The following is a 19,012-nucleotide window of genomic DNA, read 5'->3' on the forward strand; positions in this document are numbered from 1 at the left end:
ACAGTCTGTTAAAGAACGGCTTTTAGACAGAAATCATATTCTTACAAGATTAGTTGCTGGTTATGTTGATAAGAAAAATTCTCAGGAAAGACCGGTTGGTTTAGAGCATTTACTAATTTATTGGAATAAGAAAAATCATAATGAAGTCATTCGATTCATTAAAAAAAATGGCACTCTATTAAGTGAATTCAAACATTACAAAAAGAAAATAATATCGGAGACTTTAGATGATTTAAATAATAATAGAAGTACACGAACAATTAAAGAAGTTTTAAAAACTGTTTTAGATAAAGGAATAATTTCATCAAATTCATTGGATGAATATTTAAAAAGAATATATCAAAATTCAGAAGAATTAGACCAAGACACTAAAGAAAAAATTGAAAAAGACAAAAAATTCTATGAGGACTTTATAAATCTACCTTATAAAGAAATTTTAAATTTCTGGAAACATATACAAAATGAAACTGTCTTTTCTACCAAACATGGAACCAAAGGTGACGAATATAGAAACGTCTTAACTGTAATTGATGATACCGAGTGGAAACGAGAATATAACTTCAATAATTTTTTTAATGACTCAGAAGAAAAACCAGAAAGAAAATTACGTACACGAAATCTTTTTTATGTTGAATGTTCTAGAGCAAAAGAAAATTTAGTTGTGTTGATGCTATCTAAAATTGATGATGCAGCACTCGAAAATATAAAAAAATGGTTTGGGCAAGAAAATATAATTGATTTACAATCATTTATTTAAGCCCTCCCTATGAACTCTCCCAACTTTGTAGCAAGTCTTATTTACTGGCATTGCACAGCAGAAATTAAAACAAAAAAATCCCAGCTTTTCGTTGGGATTTTTAAGCAAAAGAATGTCTAATTCTGTATTCTTGTAAGGTTTATATTATTTTTTCATCAGCTCTACTCTACGGTTTTGCGCCTTCCCTTCTTCATAACTATTATCTGTATATCCGTTAGTAAATACCTGTAAAACATACAATCAGCTGTGGCAACTTTATGCTCCCATATGTTTTAATATCCAGTTTAAACATTCTTTAGAATCCATGATACTCCAGGAATGAGGATGTCTTGTACCGTCCGGACGAATTCCACGATCATTGGTGATGATAAGATCAGCATTTTTGTGGCCTTTTAGCCGTAATAGATTAATCATAGCTGTAATATCTGCCACATTAAGGTCGTAAATATCCCTTCCTCTGTTTTCCATCTGCCATATAATCCCGGGTTCTGTATACATCAGAATAGGTATATTCAGAAGATATTTTGCATTGCCGCCATCTTTTTCACGATAAGAAAACATGGATTCTCTTACGTAATTGGCTCTGTTTTTATCCGGTGTACCCATAGCATCAACCATTTCAGCAGTCAGATATTTAGCTTCATTAGTTCCAATATCAGAATAGTCTCTTTCTATCTCTCTCTGCAATCTGTAATACATATTCTCGTAATCTAATGGTGCGTCAAGAGCGAATACAGAATTGGGTATAAAATAGGTGTTTTTGTCCCTGATTGCCCTTTCAGCATAGGTAACAGCCAGCATTCCTCCGCCGGAAAGTCCTCCCATTGATATTTTATCTTTGGGAATTTTATGCTTTTCCACTGTATCTTTTACCATTCTGTCTAAAAACTTCTGCTCTATATGAAATCCAAAATCCCCTTCTTCCCAGGTTGGGAGTAATACGATAAGATTCTTCTCCAACGCCAGATCATCCAGCTTAATCTGATTCATTACTTTTTCGCCATTTTCACCTCCACCCGGTAAAATAACAAGTATTCCTTCAGGTTTATCCTTCGGAAGTAATTTCAAATAATGGTTCTGAGTATCTTTAAAAGTGATTTTTTCAGGAGTCTGTCCAAAAAGGTTAGTACAAAATAGGCCCAGGAGAAGGCTAAAGTATCTGATGTTCATCATTAAATAAATAGGTTATTAGGGGTTATAACGCTGATTCCCCAAAAATATTTGATTCATAAAAAGAAAACACCTGCTCTCCTAAATCTCCAGACTTGAGAGATATTACTTAAAGTAAAAAATAAAAAAAACAATATTTGAAAAAACGCAACACTTTGATAATCATAGTCAAAAGAATTAAGATTTTCGATTTCTAATAATGAACTCCAGATTTTTAATTAGAAAATAAAGAAAAATGCCTATCCCAATACAATAGATGACAGCATAATGAATAGTATATAATATATTAGCCATTGGCGTTAATGGAGACATATTTCCTGTAAATATTGAAGATATACTATATGGAAGTAGTGTTGCATAAGTCCAAAAATTATTTTTATCTAATTCTGCTTTTTTAACTTTATAATAATGCAATTCATTTTTAAGGTATTTAATATTTTGATTTATTATACTTCCAAATTTCACAGAATCTAATTCAGCCTGAGTTCCAGCTTTATACAATTCCTTTTTTAAAATACCTTTTCTATCAAAAATATAGATAGTTGCTGTAAAGTCAAAATTTTTACTTGGCAAATTAATCTTGTAATCTGTAAATATTATATTACTTTCAGTAAAATTTAATTGTTTCAATTGTTTTAATTGCGTGTTTAGGATAGTATAATTTGAAATTTTAATATTTTCGAGAGATTTAATCTCATAAGGAATATTCTTCGAATCATCAATCCACTCATTAAGCACTACTCGTTTTCGACTATCATGAATAGCTGTTTTAAATTCAAAACTAGCTGGATTACTTTTGAGCATTAAAGTATATAGAAAAGGAAAGACTACTAAATGTAGAGTTAATATGATTGAAAGACATGAAATTGCATATTTAGATTTCTGATACCTTTTATATTTGGAAATCCTGTAGAGATAAACGCAGAATGATAAAATAATTAAAATTAAGAATGTTGTTGAGAAGAATTCACCAATACCAAATGAGATATTAATTAACGTTAGTATCATATTAAGTTATTTATATATAAAAATAAGAAGATTATAATACATCAATTGTGGTTTTCCGTAATGTAGGAAGTTTGACTTACCTTAAATTTAGTATGTTAAATAAATTTTATTATGGAAACAATTAAAGCAATTAAGCCTGGTCCAAAACCTGATAAGGCTGACGGAACTCCTGACAAAAGGAGAAGAGTAACACCGGAAACAAAACCAAAGCATCCGGATCTAAAACCTCACAAACACAAACCCGGAGATTCGAAATAATCTTTGGATTATTACAAATGACTTTAAAAGTCTCAGCACTGCTGAGATTTTTTGATTACAAAGAACCATAAGTTTAGCAATAATTTTATGTAGCTATGCGAAAAATATTGAAATTAAGTAACAAAAAGTCAAAAACCCCGCTCTCCGAAGTCTCCCAACTTTGCAGCAAGTTCAAAGAAAATAATCTTATTTACTACCTCAAAGTCGGGAGACTTTCCACAGCAGAAAATAATAGACCTAATTTATTTTTAACTGCTGACATACTGCTGTCACGTTGCGGGTGTAAGTTTGCAGCATTAATTAATCTTTAAAAGAATAACAATGACAAACGAAATTAGCTCAGTATGTAAGCCAACCCATTTTCCCAATCCCACTCTTATTTCAGTGAATGGCGTAGAACTGGAAGTTTTTGAAGCCGGTAAACAGAATGCCGGAAAACCTATTGTACTCTGCCATGGCTTTCCGGAACATGCTTTTTCCTGGCGTCATCAGGTGCCGGCAACTCATCCCGTCCGACTGAAGTAACAGAATATGATATTGTACATCTGACGGATGACCTGGTCGCACTACTGGATTACTTTGGATATGAAGATGCCACTTTTGTAGGTCACGATTGGGGAGCCAATGTTGTTTGGAACCTGGCACTACTGCATCCTAAGAGGGTAAATAAAATAATAAATCTGGCTTTGCCTTACCAGGAGCGTGGAGAACAGCCATGGATTGAGTTGATGGAAGCTATATTTGGAGGAGACTTCTATTTTGTTCACTTCAATCGACAGCCAGGAGTAGCAGATGCTATAATGAATGAAAACACCTCTCAGTTCCTCCGTAACCTATTCCGCAAAAATGTACCTCCAACACCACCAGAGCCCGGAATGATGATGATCAATCTTGCAAGAGCAGAAAGTCCACTGGGAGAACCCTTAATGGAAGACAGCGAATTGTCTGTATTTGTTTCTGCTTTCAAAGCATCAGGATTTACAGGAAGTATAAACTGGTACAGAAACCTTGATAGAAACTGGCACTTAATGGCGGACATACCCCCAATCATTCATCAGCCGACTCTTATGATATATGGTGAACAGGACAAGATTCCCAAATCTGAAAACCTGAAAAATATTGTTCCTGATCTGGATATTGTGAGTCTGGATTGCGGCCATTGGATTCAACAGGAAAAGCCGGAAGAAACCACCCAAACAATTTTAAAATGGTTAGAACAACAGAACGCTTAATAAGCAAGTAGAAAGATATTGTCCTCAAAGCCAAACAGGTTGGAGATCATGGTTGTGAAAAATCGCCAGTCCAAACAATCTGTCTGGCTTTATTACACCAGCAAGTCTAACCTTCCTTCAATGAGGTGGAATGAAGCCGTTGATGAAACAGTTTGCTTCGGTTGGATGGACAGTACGAAAACGATTGAAAATTTCGTTTATAAAACGAGACTGCATTTATATTCATTCCCCCGCTCTCCCAGGTCTCCCGACTTTCAAGCAAGCTTAAAGAAAATGTTCTTATGTACTGGCTCAAAGTCGGGAGACTTTGCGCAACAGAGAAAATAGCAACACACTTTTTGCTGACGATCTATAAATAAACACTTCCTTTTACTCCTTTTTCATATTTATAGAAGTTCCTGATTAACCATTAGGTAAGGAAAGATCCTTTGCATCAATACGATAAATCATGAACAAGTGATATTTGTAGTATAAATACCTATTTTATAAAACCAGTATTTCTACATAATCTCTGTCTCCCTGTTCAGAGTACCTTTAATACGTGGAATTTCACAATCACAAAAATTTCTAACTAAAAAATTAAAACAATGGAAAACCAAGCAGTAAGAGTCATCAGCGAAGTGACAGCAAAAGCTCAGGCCAACCCTGATTTTGCACGTGAGTATGTAAGCAACCCGAACAGAGTCCTTTCTGACGCAGGTATGCAAATCCCGGAGGGTATGAATATCCACGTGATCGTAGGCGCTCCGGCCAACTCAGAAATCCCGAACAGTACCAGTACAGATGTTTACCTGCTTTTACCGCAGGTTAACGAAGAAATTAAAGATGAATCCCTTGCAACGGCTGCTGCTGCGAGCTGCCAAAGCACATCAAGTACCTGTGTTACTGTACCGTCTTGCGTAAGCTGCGTATCAAGCGCATCTACAAATTCTTGCAGTTAAAACATTTTGGAATAAACATCATTCCGTGCAAAAATCAATGAGCCGGTTGAGATAAGCTTATTCCAAAAGGTCCGGTATAGCGGGAACCGGGTTGTCCGGTTCCCGTTGTAGCGGATTATTCCCTGGTGAATGGAGAGGATTTCTGAACAGGCCCAATGCTGTTTTAGTTGTCCCCTGACATTTTTTGAAAAATCGTTTATCCTTATAAAAGAGATTAACATGCGTATACCTAAATTTAAAGATCACATACACCCGATAGTTGTAGAAGACGACAAGCTTATTCTCAGTTCGGAATTCGGCCAGCAATTACTGACCGGCAAGTCGCTTATCCAGGTCGCGAAGTACCTGGACGGTGTCAAAAGTGTGGACGACATTATTCAGCATCTCGATGGTGTGGTTGATTCACAGCAGGTTTTGTATGTGCTGTCCCTGCTGAAAGAGAAAAAATATATTTTTGAAACCAAGCATAAACTAAGTGTTTCCGAATCTGCATTTTGGAGTTCTCTCGGGGTAGAACAGTCAGTGGTACAGAAGAATAAGGAGCAGGCCCGCGTCCGCGTCTATACTTATGGTACCGCCGAAAGCAGCAATTTTATCCGTCAGATGGATAGAGGAGGGCTTCCTGTTGTAGGAGAAGCGGAAAATCTTGCCGTAATCTTAACGGACGACTATCTTCAGGAAGGCGTTCTTGAAAAGGCCAGAGATTTATGGTATCAAAATATTCCTTTCCTGATTTGTAAACCTAATGGGATAGAAATCTGGCTTGGACCCATATTCAGACCCGGCAAGACCGCATGTTTCGACTGTTTGATACAACGTCTTATAGCTAACCGGGATGTTGAAGTATACCTGAAAGAAACCGGTAAAATTAATACCCCTCTGGTGGCAGCCAGCAGTTTACCTTCAACGATCGATACAAGCCTCAGCACGGCATTGACCGAGCTTTTGAAATTTATCGTGCTGGGGCATAACGAGCAGTTGGAAAATAAAATGTTGACGATCCATTACGGAACACTGGAAACCAATAAACACGTAGTGGTGCGTAGACCGCAATGTAGAGTATGCGGCACACCCGATACAGACAGGATACCCGGAAATATTCAATTTCAATCCAGCCCGAAAAGCTTTATTGACGGTGGTCATCGGTCCGTAACCGCTGAAGAAACCTACAGCCGTTTTAAACACCTCATCAGCCCGATAACGGGTATTGTCAATAAACTGGAACGTATTACAAACGGAGATGATGTACTGCAGCATGTATTTATTTCCGGTCAGAATATGGCGATAAAGACCAACAACCTGCAATCGCTGCGAAAGAATCTGCGAAGCAACAGTTGTGGCAAAGGCGTTACAGAGATTCAAGCTAAAGTAAGTGCAATCGGCGAAGCCATTGAACGTTATTCTGGCGTCTACAGGGGAGACGAGCCACGGCAGCTTACCAGTTTTAAAGCCCTTGGCGATAAGGCCATCCATCCCAATGACTCTATGCTTTTCAGCAAAAAGCAAGTAGCAGACATGAATCTGTGGAATGCCCGCGAAAGCTTCTTTAACATAGTACCTCTTCCTCTGGACGAAAATGCACTTATCGAATGGAGCCCGCTATGGTCCGTTACAAGAAATGAAGTTGTCTACCTGCCTACCGCTTATTGTTATTACAGCCACCCGGATAATGGCGGAGAACATTTCTTCTGCGCACCGGATTCCAACGGATGTGCTGCAGGCAATACACTTGAAGAAGCAGTACTACAGGGATTCATGGAGCTTATAGAGAGGGATAGTGTCGCGATATGGTGGTATAACAGACTGAAGATGCCGGAACTTGATCTGGAAAGCTTTAACGACGATTATGCACTTAAACTTAAGGCCTATCACAAAAGCAGGAACCGGGATATGTGGGTGTTGGATCTCACCGGCGACAGCGGTATTCCTGCGTTTATTGCCATCTCTGCCCGCAACGACCGTACCACCTTTCAGGACATTGTATTTGCTCCTGCCGCACACCTGGACCCAAGCATAGCATTGCGACGGGCACTGACCGAGCTGAACCAAATGATGCCGTCCATGGACGAAAGCCTGCCACCGGGCCAATATCGTTACGACGACCCTGAAACCGTACATTGGTGGCAAACGGCCAACCTGGAAAACCAGCCCTACCTGGTACCCGATACGGGACGCCCGAAAAGCACAGTGGAAAGCTTTGATGTTCCCCGGTTTACAGATATAAAAAATGACCTTGAATATTGTGTTGAAGTTGTCAAAAAGATGGGACTTGATATGCACATCCTTGACCAAACCAGGCCAGACATCGGCTTGCACGTGGTAAAGGTTGTTGTGCCGGGCTTACGTCACTTCTGGGCAAGGTATGCCGATGGCCGTATATACGATGTTCCTGTACAAATGGGCTGGCTTCAGGCCCCTTTAAACGAGTCGGAACTGAATCCGATTTCCATCTTTATTTAATCAAACATTATCCAGATGATCATGGAACATAACATAGCAAAGAAGTCAACGGAGCTTAACCGGCTTAAGCTCTCACTGAAACAGAATACCCGGATCGAGGTAAAAGGACAGGATGGTCTGCTGTTTGGCAATCAGGGAAATTTTTTCATGATCGAAAATCTCCGACCTTCTGCCATTACTGCCTTAAAGCTTCTGGAAAATAATCAATACACAAAAACAGAACTGGGCAGCATTGCCTTTGAAAAGGAGGGCTATAATGGGTTAAACCATTTTAACCTGCACCTCGACAGACTGGAAAAGGCGGGTTACCTGGCCTACACATTGGCAGAGGATAATACCGTTTTTTGCAGTTACGAACAGATGACTGGCTCCGCCGTTTTTTGCATGGATAAAAACTCCCAGCGATTCCGCCTTTCAAAGTTTGCCTTTATCCGTCGGGAAGGAGAGCATTTCCTATTGGAATCAGCGCTTGGCCAGGCCAGGATCTTTATCTATGATCAGCGTATCCTGGGGCTTATTTCGCTACTGTCTGCTTTTACCACAACAGAGGCATTAAGCCAGGAGGAGCACATCAGTGGGTCTGGCCTTGAAGCTTTTATTACCATGCTGCATACCGGCGACTTCCTGGAATTTGAGCCTGTTGTCAGCACACCGTCCCCGGAGGAATTATGGAGTTTTCACGACCTGCTGTTTCATACCCGCACCCGTTACGGAAGGCATAATTACAATCTGGGAGCGACTTATAGATTTATAAACCGTATTCTTCCCAAGAAGGCAAGCAGGGGAGAAGCAGGGGCCTTGGCGGAAATTTACCTGTCGGTACCGGATCCGGAAGAAATGCAATTATCGCAGTCACTGGGTTACTGTATGGGACAAAGACATTCTACCCGGACCTTTAACGGGCTCGATCTCCGGTTGCTGAGCATACTGCTGTACAGATGTCTGCATATTAAGGGTAGCCGCCCATACCCGGTAACCAACGCGGCAGGCGATACCGGAGAAATAGAAACATTAAGCGCGCCATACCCTTCGGGAGGCAGTATGTACGAACTTGTCTTTTACATAACTATTTATGAATGTGAAGGGCTCGAACCCGGATTTTATCAGTACAATGCGTTTGAGCATAAGTTATGCCTGCTGCAGCGCAAAAACAGAGATACCGATACCATGATGTGGTATGCCAGGGCCTGTACCGGAAGTGAGCAGCTGCCTCCCGCCGTTATTACCTTCGCCGCCGATTTTGAACGTATGTTCTGGAAGTATGAAAATATGGCTTACGCCGCCATCCTGAAAAATGTCGGTGTAGTTTTCCAGACCCTATACCTTGTTGCTACTGACCTTGGTCTTGGCGCCTGTGCGATAGGCAACGGTAATATTGAGACGCTCGGCAGGCTTACAAAAAAAACGGTCCTGCAGGAGAGTTCTGTTGGAGAATTTATTTTAGGAAACCATCAATAAATTAGAAAAACATGGAAAAGAGCCTGAGTTACAGAAACAGCTATCATGATAATCTGCATCGTTATGCAGGTTTGAAGAGATTTTTTGAACGCTGGTCGGCTGATCCCGATTTCAAACAAGACCTGATCAACAATACAGCAGAGACCCTGGAAAAGCACGCCATACCGATCACTCCTGATGATATAAAATACATGATCGATGACCGCATAACGGAGTTGCCGCAACCGGTACAAACCATGTGGGAAATATCGAAGAGCAAGCAGGATCTTATTCAGTCGTTTTACCTGTCTGAAAACCTGCCGGGGAATCGAGGCATGCTTGCCTGGAGAAACCGGCAGATCGCGCGCCAGCGATTCGATCTCGGGCCTTTCTTTACCGATACTAATATTCACTCCTCCATGACGGTCGAGTTATCACAGGGATGCTCCGTAGGATGTTGGTTTTGTGCCCTGTCACCGGATAGTTTTAAAGAAAACTACAATTACGACGACAACCGCGAAGAGTGGCTCAGGCTGCTCGATACCATGCATTCTTTCCTTGGTGACGCTATGAAATCCACATTTCTTTACTGGGCCACCGAACCTTTTGACAACCCTGATTATGAAAAATTCTGCCTTGATGTTTATGAATCATGCGGGGTTTTCCCGCCTACCACTACGGCGGTAGCTCATAAGGATACAGAACGCATACGTCATTTTATCAGGCTTTCCGCAGAGCATGGCTGCTGGCTCAACCGGTTTTCCCTGACCTCGCTGGGCATTATGAGTAAAGTTCATAAAGCATTTAGCGCCGAAGAGCTCGCTGAAGTGGAATGCCTGGCCCTCAATATGAATACCAGCTTTGCTTACGGCAATGCCGGCAATTTCAGAAAGAAAGCGTTGGAAAGACCGGAAATACTGTCCCAGCAAGACAATAAGCTGCGCAAAGCGCCCTGGCACCGTCTTAATCCCGACTACGCCGGATCGGAAGAATATGCCAATGGCAGCATTTGTTGTGTAACCGGCTTTCTGATTAACGCGGTAAGCAGGAAGGTACAACTGATAAGCCCCACAACGGCATCAGATGAATGGCCTTTGGGCTATATCATATTTGCAGAGGCAATCTATGAAAATGCTGCCGGGTTGGAAGCGATCCTGCAGGCATGGAGCATAGAATATTTTAAGGAGACGCTGCAGGACAACGACATCCTTCGCTTTCATCCATGGTTGGATGTAAGGGTGTTACCGGATCGTATCGAGATAAAAGGACGTTTTAATCAGAAGGAAATTATAGATGAAACGGACAATCCATCCTTGTACCATCTGGCAAAGCATATAACCGAAGCTCCGGTCAGATTTGCCGATATCCGGCAGTACGCGGAGGCTCACCTTTCAATCCCATCGCAGGTATCAGACTCATTAATTAACGAACTTTATAAAAAAGGCTTCTTTTATGGATGTTAACGAAATAATATCTCCCTCAGCAACAATAACAACAGCGCGCTTGCACCGGGTTATTGCACTTGCCTGCTCTATTGATGAGCTGATGGCCGATAAGGCATTTACCTGTTCGGAAAAGATACAAGGTTCCACACCGGCCATAACGCAGGAGTGGGCAGATATAGTAGGTTATGGCGATATCGCCAAATTAGATGCGTTCCTGGAGTTCATGGGTTGGGATAAAACCACATTCTTAAGTGCAGTTCAGTCGCATGTGATCGTTGACGATCCGGATTTGTTGCCGGACTGGGGCAGAGCACTAAAAAAAGTATTTCAGAACCTGCCCGATTTTTGTAACACACGGCCCCACTCCGGAAATAAGAAGGAGAACTCCGTAGAAAGTATATTACTTCCGTTCGTTAAAATGGCGGAAGCACATGTTATTTCCGAATCAGACAGACTCGGTTTAGGAATCACTTACCATTCTGGTGCACAGATGGTGCAGGCTATTGGCCGCAGGCTGGTGACGCTTTCTGTTTCTGTACTGGATAACGAGATTTATCTCAACAGTATTATTCCTTCATTTGCCGTTGGTGATAAAACAACAGACCTGGCAGGCTTTGAGGCATGGCTGCAACGGATCGAACATTACCCTGTTCTTGGCCGTTTAATAGCCGTTGCCTACACCAATTGGGCCGATAGTATAACCGAGTTTTTAGAACGTTTGTCGGAGGACAGGGTGATGATCGCCAACACCTTCTTCAATACGGATAAGCTCGGGCTGCTTGTCGATTACTCCGGAGATGCGGGTGATGTGCATTGCAACGGGAGATCGGTAGCGTTACTTACTTTTTCAGGCGGCAGGAAGTTGGTTTACAAACCCAAGAATTTACAGATCGCCAATGATTTTTTTGAATTGATCACAGAGCTGAATACCGTATTACCCCTGAACCTGGCTACGCGTCGGATAGCGGTAATGGGCGACTATACCTGGGAGGAGTTTATTACCCATAAGGAATGCAGCGACCCTTCGGAATTTCCGGCTTTTTTTCAGCGGATGGGCATGCTTACCCGCTTGTTCCAGTTGTGCGGTGCCAGGGATTTCTGGCTGGACAACCTGGTAGCACACGGAGATCAACCTGTATTTGTCGACCTGGAAATGGTGATCCAGCATATAAAAGAGACCGGTAAAGACCTGTTACCATCAGAGCAGAAAGCATTACAGGAAGTGGAAGAGTCCGTGATCAAGATCGGCATCATTTCTTTCCCTACACCGATAGGCATGGGTGTAAAAGCAGAAGACCTGGGTACCCTGGCTGCAATCAAACCTTTTTCTTCTCCTTTCAAACTTTCGCTGGCCGCCGATAACAATATCAGCATAGGGATCAAGAAATCGGATGCGGGGTATATTACCTGGGAAAAAACGGATTACCTGCCAAGTGTCAAGGGAGTATTTGCTCTTTCCTCGGATTATATGGATGTGTTCCAGCAAGGTTATGCAGATATGAATCACGCTTTGGTACACTTAAAAGATAAGCTGCTGGCAGAAAACAGCTGTCTTAATAAATTCTCGGACGCACTCCTGCGGTATATCCACCGCGATACCTGGACTTATATGCGTATTATCAAAATTTCGACACATTCACAAAACATGGTCGGTGGTATCATCAGGGATAAATCATTATTCTCGCTGTTCAAAGAAGTATGGGAAGACCATAAGCTGAACAGGGAAAAAGCAACCATCCTGGCTAATGAGATCGCGTCGATGCGCCACCTGGACATCCCGCTTTTTACGGCCACGGGCGGAAGTAAACAACTGGCGGTGGATACCGCTGTATTTAACTATTTTGACCATAGCGCTCTTGACATGATGACCGGCCGTTTACGCTCGATCGATTCGTTCGACATCAAAAAACATCAGCAAATCGTTGCAAGCACCTTCTATTGCGGGGATCATGCGGCTCCGGCAGGCGGCTATAAACAAACAGCCGGGCAAGCGCCAATTCCGGACTGGGCCGCGCAGGCAAAGTCTTGTGCCTCCCTGATCATGGATCAGGCTATAAAAAGCCCGCAGGGCGATATGGCCTGGATAGGCCTGGATTACCAGCCACATATCGGTACTTATATGCTGGAGGTACTGAAGCCCGACCTCTTATCGGGTACCTGCGGGCTGAGTATGATGTTTATCGATCTTTACCGGGCATATGGTCTGGAAGATTATAAAACATATGCATTAGGCAGTCTGGCCTCCACCTTATCCGTTGTGAAAAACTCTATTGCCAACTTCATTCACCTGGACCTGGTATGGGGTACTACAGACAAACCTTTATTGCTTGGCGCTTATGCAGGCATCGGCTCCCAGATTATCGCTCTGGAATATGCCGCCCGGCATTTGCAATCTGCTGAAGCCAGGGCTGCTTTACAGCTTTACGTCGATGCAATTCCTCTGGAGCAACTCAGGAAGTATACTTCTCCGGATTTCATCAGTGGTTATTCCGGGTTGCTGTTCAGTCTTCACGGGCTTAAACCGGCCGGGGAACTTGCGGAACTTACCCGGTATTCTTTTGAATCCAAAAGCATTTTTCCGGCATATGCAAGACCGCTGGAGGTACTGCCTTCCTTAAAGCCGGGGTATGACTACCTCAACCAGATTGTGGAGGGTCAATCCGGTAATTTTTCATTCGGGCAAGACCCGGACATGGGAACTTTATTTACAGCTTTGGAATACAGGTATGATCAAAACAGTGCCGATGTTTATGCTGCACGGCTGTCCCGGGATATCCGGCAGTTAACAGTACAGCAGCTGATCGATCATGCAGAACTGGCGCTGAATCTCTCTGATATTACCGGGGACAGACAATACCTCGTACAGGCAATGCGTTTTGCTGCAGCGATCGTCTCCAGAAAAGAGCAGACAGGTCAATGGTTTGCCGATAGCTGGGCTTCCGATATACACCTGTTGTCTGTTATTCATGGAACAGGTGCATTATGCCACTTATTCTTAAGGTTAGACCAGGCTGGGAAGTTTGGCTCCTTCCGTCGTTTAAATTCTTTCAAAAATCTATAATCACATGATAAACATAAATACTGAAACACAATCCATTGTTCGCCTGGACCCTTACTGGGATGCTTATTTCCGTTGGCCGGCCGACTATTTTCCCTTTAACCTGCCGGCTTGCTCTGTTGAAAAACACCAGCATGACCTCGATACAAAGAACGAAGCGACTGTTACCTGGGACATCAGCTATAACCTTGAGCTGGAATGTGGCCTGGTATCTGCAGAAAAGCACCTGCTTCATGTTATGCAGCCACGAAAAGGGGATACGGGAGGGCATTTCCTTGTCACGCATCTCCTTACCGAAGAACAGCTAAGCGGTCCGATTGGGCTAACCTTCACCTGGGCCTTCTATATTCCGATGCCGGCGTATATGCCCAAGCATCCTATGGGTATTATACAGCTCGATCCGAAGGAACTAAAAGGAAAAAATACAGTAATCACAATCAGGGATACAAGACCCAAAAATCTATAGCTATGGCAGTTAAAATCGTTATTCCATCCAAAGCCTTTTTGCAGGATTTGGAGTCCAGAGGACAAAGACTAAGGAGTGCAGGACCAGGTCTCGATCTCCATTCAGCAAAGGGTAAAACCGCCCATATTCATGATCTTATTCAAAATGGGCCAAATCAAAAAAAGATGAGATCAGCGCTCGCAGCATCGCGGTCGCAGGGCGTGTACCATGCCCTTGCCAATCTTTGCACTTTTGTTATCGACGAAGAGCAGATCGATGAATCTTACTTCAAAAATGCTTTCGATGCCACAATCAGGGAAAACGTAGAAGTGGCATCAGTTACACCCGCAGAAATATCGCAGGAGTCATTGGCTACCTTACCGGAATTCTGGCATAAAAAAAAGCTTAACCTGGATGGGAGCCTTACCGGCAGGAATATCAATGTAGGCGTCATCGACAGTGGAATTTACGCTAGTCACCAGGAGTTTGCCGGCAAGCAGATAAAATTTGCGGAGTTTGACAGTGTCGGTAAACTTGTAGGCACAACCCCAAAAGACTACGGTACCCATGGTACTCATGTATGCGGCCTGCTGGCCGGCAAAAATGCTGGTGTAGCACCGGATGCTTCATTGACTGTAGCAGCCTGTCTTACGGAACGAGGTGGTACAGCAGGATACCTGGCACAAATACTGGGCGGTCTGAATTACCTGCTGGAGCAAGGCAGTGACAATGATACGCAGGAGGGAAGAGTCCATCTGATCAATGCCTCCATAGAGTCTGCATCCGGCTTCAATGACTACCTGCACGGTGCACTGGACATGGCGCTTACGGAGCCAGGCACTCTGATGATTGCAGCAATAGGCAATAATGGAAGTAAAGGAAAAAACAGCGATTCCAGCCCGGGTAATTACGACCTGACACTGGGTATCGGAGCTTTGGACGAAAATGACCAGGTGGCTTCTTTCTCCTCCTGGGGCACAGTAGCCCAGTTGGGCAATATCACCAAACCGGATATCAGTGCTCCGGGCGTCTGGCTGTACTCCAGTCTGTCAGGACCCGGGAACCAATATTTCAAACAAAGCGGCACCTCAATGGCTTCGCCGGTAGCAGCAGGGATAGCAGCACTATTGCTGGAACGGCAGCCCGAACTGATCACTCAACCGCTAAAGCTCAAAGAATTATTGCTTAATATGGTAATACCTTTGCAGGATGTAGAGCGGGCTGGTAAAGGCAGAATAAATTTAAGCAGTTAAAAAAAAGTTATGGAAAAAAAAGAAATCAGTTTCCTGGTAAGTTTGTCTGATGCCCCATCACCTGTACTTTATACAAAGGAAAAAGGCAGAGACCGGCTCATCGCATTAAAAAACCAACTGGAAGAAATGGACATACAAGTGGAGCATTTACAAACGCTGGGGCAGCTGGTTATTCATGCACCGGAAGAAGTCTGGAATAAAGCGATAGTGGAAATAGCATCACTTAAAGATCAGGATTTTCAGATTGAGCCAAACCGATTGTTGTAAATTAAATAACCCCATTACCCGTCCTAAAAAGGTAGCAGCTATTATGGATAACAGTGAAAAATTAACCCTAGATAATAGGTTCGTACAGGTGGCACGCAGGGCGTCTATCATCGCAAAAACTTCGGATCCCTGGATTAGGTGGCATGCCTACCTCACCCGATGGACAGAAGACGCCTGTTTCGCCATTCAGGAATTGATGGAGGAGATGACCTTGCCGGCTGCTGCACTGGATGTTGCCACAGGAACCGGCACCCCGGTACTAGACCTGGCGAAGGCATGGCCGCAATGCCGTTTTGAGGCCTGTGATATTGCCACAGAATCGATCGAAATTGCCAGGCTGCTGGCACAGGAAGAAAAGCTGCCTCATATCTCGTTCAAAGTGTGTGATGCAGAAGTTCTGGATTATCCCGATGCCAGCTTCGGCCTGCTTACCTGCTTTTTTTCCCTGATGTACCTTAAGCATCCATCCAGGGCCATAGATCAGTTTTTGCGTGTACTCAGACCAGAAGGACATATGGCAATCACGACCTGGACGGGCGACAACCAGTTGTTCCGGCTCGTCAAGGACACATTCGCTATGGCGGACCATAAGTATCCCGACGGCCAGGACCCCTTTATGTTTTCTGACAGCCAGGCGCTTAAGACCTTGTTCGATGACAAGCCTGTCAGCAATCTCCGGGTAATGGAAAGAAAAACCGTTTTGAACTGGGAAGGTAACGAACAGGAATTGTGGGCTTTTTTCAAAGACTGCAATCCTATCATAAATACATTATTGTCTGCGCTTTCCGCTGATGAGCGTCAGGAAAAGGAACAACAGATTTATTCGCTTTTGTCCGGTTTTAAAACTGGCGGCAATATTCTTTTTGAAGCAGATATGTTGGTGTGTTCGGTACAGAAAACCAGCCTGCCTCTTTCATAGATGTAAATTCCAGTTGAGTTGACCACCGGTTTCGAAACAAATTGACCATCTACGTTCTATGGATTAAATTTACAGAGCACCTCTTTCTTAAATACACCTTCATTACAATTATATGAAAATGAAAGACATTTAAGTATTGGAAACTTCGTTTTTTCTGATCATATTTTTTTAGTTTAGATGTAACATATTAATTTACTAAAGAATAGGTTCTTTAAGCTTGAATTTAAAATCATTGTGCTTCTGAAATCAATTTTTCTATTAACTTCCAATCTACATTTTCATCAAAATGATCCCAATCTAAAATTTGGTTTGGTCTGTTTTCAGGGGGTAGAGGAGATACATAAAATATACATCGGTAAGCTGTTTCCCTAACATGAACTTCAGTGTTTTTATTTTCGAGAATTGAATAAAGTGTTTTCATAACTGATGCTTTATTCTGTTTACGATATGTGTTGGCCCAACTGATCAGGGCATCTGATCTTACGTCGTCATTTTTATCGTAAGAAAACATTTCCCATGCTTTATCTCTAAACTCTTCCATTCCCCAATAAAAGCACAAAACTCTGATGGATGCACTGCGTGCTTGTTCGCTAGGATCGTCACATATTTTTACAATAATACTCTTTAACTGATTTTTTTCCTGAGGTGTCCAGGGATATTTTTTTCCACAATCTATTAGCAAATCATACAATTCGTTTCCGTCTGATTCATTCTCAAGTAGTTGCTGCATTTCTTTTATATCCATCATATTTGTAGTTAATTTCTTATTGTTTTATTTACTTCTTCTTTTAATGTACTTCAATCTTTTGATACAATTCGCTTAAGATATTCGCAAAGCTTTACTTCTTATGGAGTCTTATATTATTTTACCTTGCAATGAATGGGCAGGACAAGTAAGAATATTAGAGTCTGAAATTAAAAACCCAATTTATTCAGATCCAGAAACTTATTATGGCTATAAAAATACCATCTTTTTTATTACTGATGAAGAATATGAAAACTACAAACAGGAAGCTGGAAAAATAGATGAGTTAAATGACTTAGAAGAACATAGAGGGTGTAAAACGATTAGTCAGACCCGTACAGAAGACTTGGAAAGAATTTCTGAGTTATCACAAATGAAAGCTTAAATGTCAAATCTATTGCAGGTTCATAGCATTGTAATACCTAGAGGTTTCGATTTGTAAAATAATTGATTGCTACAACAAGGTTCGTAAAATTGATAAATTATAAAATATAATTTGAAGAAATAAAAAGAGCAATACGAAAAACTTTTTCAATCTGCTTCAATTCCAATACGCTATTATTTGAACTGTTTAGTAAGATAATTTGAGCCAAATAGAATATTATTTTATATAAAAGAACCATAAATTTGTGTACTCTCAATTTGTATATTTTTAAGTAGTACTTTAATCTGTGATGGATTAGCAGTTATTGATTAAATTAGTATTGCCTGTACATTAATCAAATTGAATATAACAAAAAAATAAGTAAATGAAAAAAATGATAAAGTTTCCGACTTCTCTGATAGGTCTTGATACACCTCAGAATACTTTGGAGCTGGATGGTTGTACTTTAATTGAGCAGTGTATACACAGTACGGAAGTTAAAGGAACAATGTATCTCGAACAGCATTTGCTTCTTATTGTCCTCGAGGGAACGGTTGTTCTTACCTATGGAAAACAGGAATATACAGTGGGCAAAAATGATATGATTTTACTAAAGAAAGCTACTGCAGTAAAGTATCATAAATTTGGAAATGCTGAAAATGACAATATCTACGATAGCTTAATGTTTAGTATCAAGGATGATCTTTTGAAATCATTTCTGTCAACGTCAGAGATCAAGGTGTCTAAACCTGAAGGTGAGATTAAAACACGACCATATCCAATGAATGAATGTCTGGTTGCTTTTGCTCATTCTATGAAGCCCTATTTTTTTGATCAATCTGTGGTTCATCCCGGACAACTTCGGTTGAAAATTATGGAATTGCTATACGATGTTGCGGAATGTAACCGAAATATGTTTTTACAAATCCTACAATTACACGAGCCTATAAGAACGGATATCCGTAACGTGGTGGAACAGCATTATGCCTCGCCAGTCTCTGTTTCCGAACTGGCTTATCTTTCCGGCAGAAGTCTGTCAAGTTTTAAGAGAGATTTTCAAAATATATACAATGTTGCACCCGCAACCTGGATCAGAGAAAAGAGATTGGAAAAGGCAAAAGATATGCTTGAAACAACATCTTTGTCGGTTTCAGACATTTGTTACTCTCTAGGATTTGAGAATGTCTCTCACTTTTCAAGAATATATAAGGAATTTCATGGGCAGACACCAAGTATCTCTCGTTAACAGATTA

Annotated in this window: 17 protein-coding genes; 14 read left to right on the forward strand and 3 right to left on the reverse strand. The window is 41.7% G+C overall.

All coding sequences use genetic code 11. The annotated features are described in order from the left end of the window. Window positions 1-313: 313 nt before the first annotated feature. The gene (locus IW16_RS18230; RefSeq protein WP_034747761.1) at window positions 314-757 is read left to right on the forward strand and encodes a hypothetical protein; all 444 of its coding nucleotides are present in this window, start codon (window positions 314-316) and stop codon (window positions 755-757) included. Between the two features lie 255 nt (window positions 758-1,012). Here IW16_RS18230 and IW16_RS18235 read toward each other — a convergent pair whose 3' ends face one another. Together IW16_RS18235 and IW16_RS18240 are read right to left on the reverse strand one after the other, a co-directional pair. After that, on the reverse strand, window positions 1,013-1,930 hold the full coding sequence (locus tag IW16_RS18235; RefSeq protein WP_034747764.1) for a hypothetical protein: 918 nt from the start codon (window positions 1,928-1,930) through the stop codon (window positions 1,013-1,015). A 174-nt stretch (window positions 1,931-2,104) separates the two neighbouring features. After that, entirely contained in the window at window positions 2,105-2,731 is a 627-nt protein-coding gene (locus tag IW16_RS18240) for a hypothetical protein (protein WP_034747766.1), read from the reverse strand. A gap of 315 nt (window positions 2,732-3,046) precedes the next feature. Here IW16_RS18240 and IW16_RS26700 point away from each other — a divergent pair, with 315 nt between their 5' ends. The 11 genes from IW16_RS26700 (at window position 3,047) to IW16_RS18295 (ending at window position 16,650) form a co-directional block, all read left to right on the forward strand. Next, complete coding sequence (locus IW16_RS26700; protein ID WP_165571998.1) at window positions 3,047-3,193, forward strand: hypothetical protein; 147 nt, start codon at window positions 3,047-3,049, stop codon at window positions 3,191-3,193. A gap of 321 nt (window positions 3,194-3,514) precedes the next feature. Further along, complete coding sequence (locus IW16_RS27000; RefSeq protein WP_228376963.1) at window positions 3,515-3,718, forward strand: alpha/beta fold hydrolase; 204 nt, start codon at window positions 3,515-3,517, stop codon at window positions 3,716-3,718. A gap of 20 nt (window positions 3,719-3,738) precedes the next feature. Beyond that, complete coding sequence (locus tag IW16_RS18245; RefSeq protein ID WP_262485517.1) at window positions 3,739-4,425, forward strand: alpha/beta fold hydrolase; 687 nt, start codon at window positions 3,739-3,741, stop codon at window positions 4,423-4,425. Between the two features lie 587 nt (window positions 4,426-5,012). Continuing rightward, window positions 5,013-5,366 carry a hypothetical protein gene (locus IW16_RS18250; RefSeq protein ID WP_034747769.1) on the forward strand — a complete coding sequence of 118 codons (354 nt, stop codon included), beginning with the start codon at window positions 5,013-5,015 and terminating at the stop codon, window positions 5,364-5,366. A gap of 219 nt (window positions 5,367-5,585) precedes the next feature. Next, a complete protein-coding gene (locus IW16_RS18260; RefSeq protein ID WP_034747775.1) occupies window positions 5,586-7,826 on the forward strand; it encodes a TOMM precursor leader peptide-binding protein in 2,241 nt (746 codons plus the stop codon). Window positions 7,827-7,847: 21 nt separating this feature from the next. Next, window positions 7,848-9,284 carry a SagB family peptide dehydrogenase gene (locus IW16_RS18265; RefSeq protein WP_165571999.1) on the forward strand — a complete coding sequence of 479 codons (1,437 nt, stop codon included), beginning with the start codon at window positions 7,848-7,850 and terminating at the stop codon, window positions 9,282-9,284. A gap of 11 nt (window positions 9,285-9,295) precedes the next feature. Then, window positions 9,296-10,726, forward strand: coding sequence for a radical SAM family RiPP maturation amino acid epimerase (locus IW16_RS18270; protein WP_034747781.1), 1,431 nt, complete (start codon window positions 9,296-9,298; stop codon window positions 10,724-10,726). Next, complete coding sequence (gene lanM, locus IW16_RS18275) at window positions 10,716-13,769, forward strand: type 2 lanthipeptide synthetase LanM (RefSeq protein ID WP_034747784.1); 3,054 nt, start codon at window positions 10,716-10,718, stop codon at window positions 13,767-13,769. The genes IW16_RS18270 and lanM overlap by 11 nt, the downstream gene beginning before the upstream one ends. Before the next feature lie 195 nt (window positions 13,770-13,964). Continuing rightward, window positions 13,965-15,464 carry a S8 family peptidase gene (locus IW16_RS18285; protein WP_084694587.1) on the forward strand — a complete coding sequence of 500 codons (1,500 nt, stop codon included), beginning with the start codon at window positions 13,965-13,967 and terminating at the stop codon, window positions 15,462-15,464. 9 nt (window positions 15,465-15,473) lie between these two features. Then, complete coding sequence (locus IW16_RS18290) at window positions 15,474-15,731, forward strand: hypothetical protein (protein WP_034747795.1); 258 nt, start codon at window positions 15,474-15,476, stop codon at window positions 15,729-15,731. Between the two features lie 43 nt (window positions 15,732-15,774). Next, window positions 15,775-16,650, forward strand: coding sequence for a class I SAM-dependent methyltransferase (locus IW16_RS18295; protein ID WP_034747798.1), 876 nt, complete (start codon window positions 15,775-15,777; stop codon window positions 16,648-16,650). A 229-nt stretch (window positions 16,651-16,879) separates the two neighbouring features. Here IW16_RS18295 and IW16_RS18300 read toward each other — a convergent pair whose 3' ends face one another. Further along, complete coding sequence (locus IW16_RS18300) at window positions 16,880-17,398, reverse strand: hypothetical protein (protein WP_034747801.1); 519 nt, start codon at window positions 17,396-17,398, stop codon at window positions 16,880-16,882. A gap of 100 nt (window positions 17,399-17,498) precedes the next feature. Here IW16_RS18300 and IW16_RS18305 point away from each other — a divergent pair, with 100 nt between their 5' ends. Continuing rightward, complete coding sequence (locus IW16_RS18305) at window positions 17,499-17,780, forward strand: hypothetical protein (protein WP_034747804.1); 282 nt, start codon at window positions 17,499-17,501, stop codon at window positions 17,778-17,780. A gap of 364 nt (window positions 17,781-18,144) precedes the next feature. Continuing rightward, window positions 18,145-19,005, forward strand: a complete 861-nt coding sequence (locus IW16_RS18310; RefSeq protein ID WP_034747807.1) for an AraC family transcriptional regulator — start codon at window positions 18,145-18,147, stop codon at window positions 19,003-19,005. Window positions 19,006-19,012 lie beyond the last annotated feature (7 nt).

The sequence above is a fragment of the Chryseobacterium vrystaatense genome (genome assembly GCF_000737765.1).
Lineage (GTDB): Bacteria > Bacteroidota > Bacteroidia > Flavobacteriales > Weeksellaceae > Chryseobacterium > Chryseobacterium vrystaatense.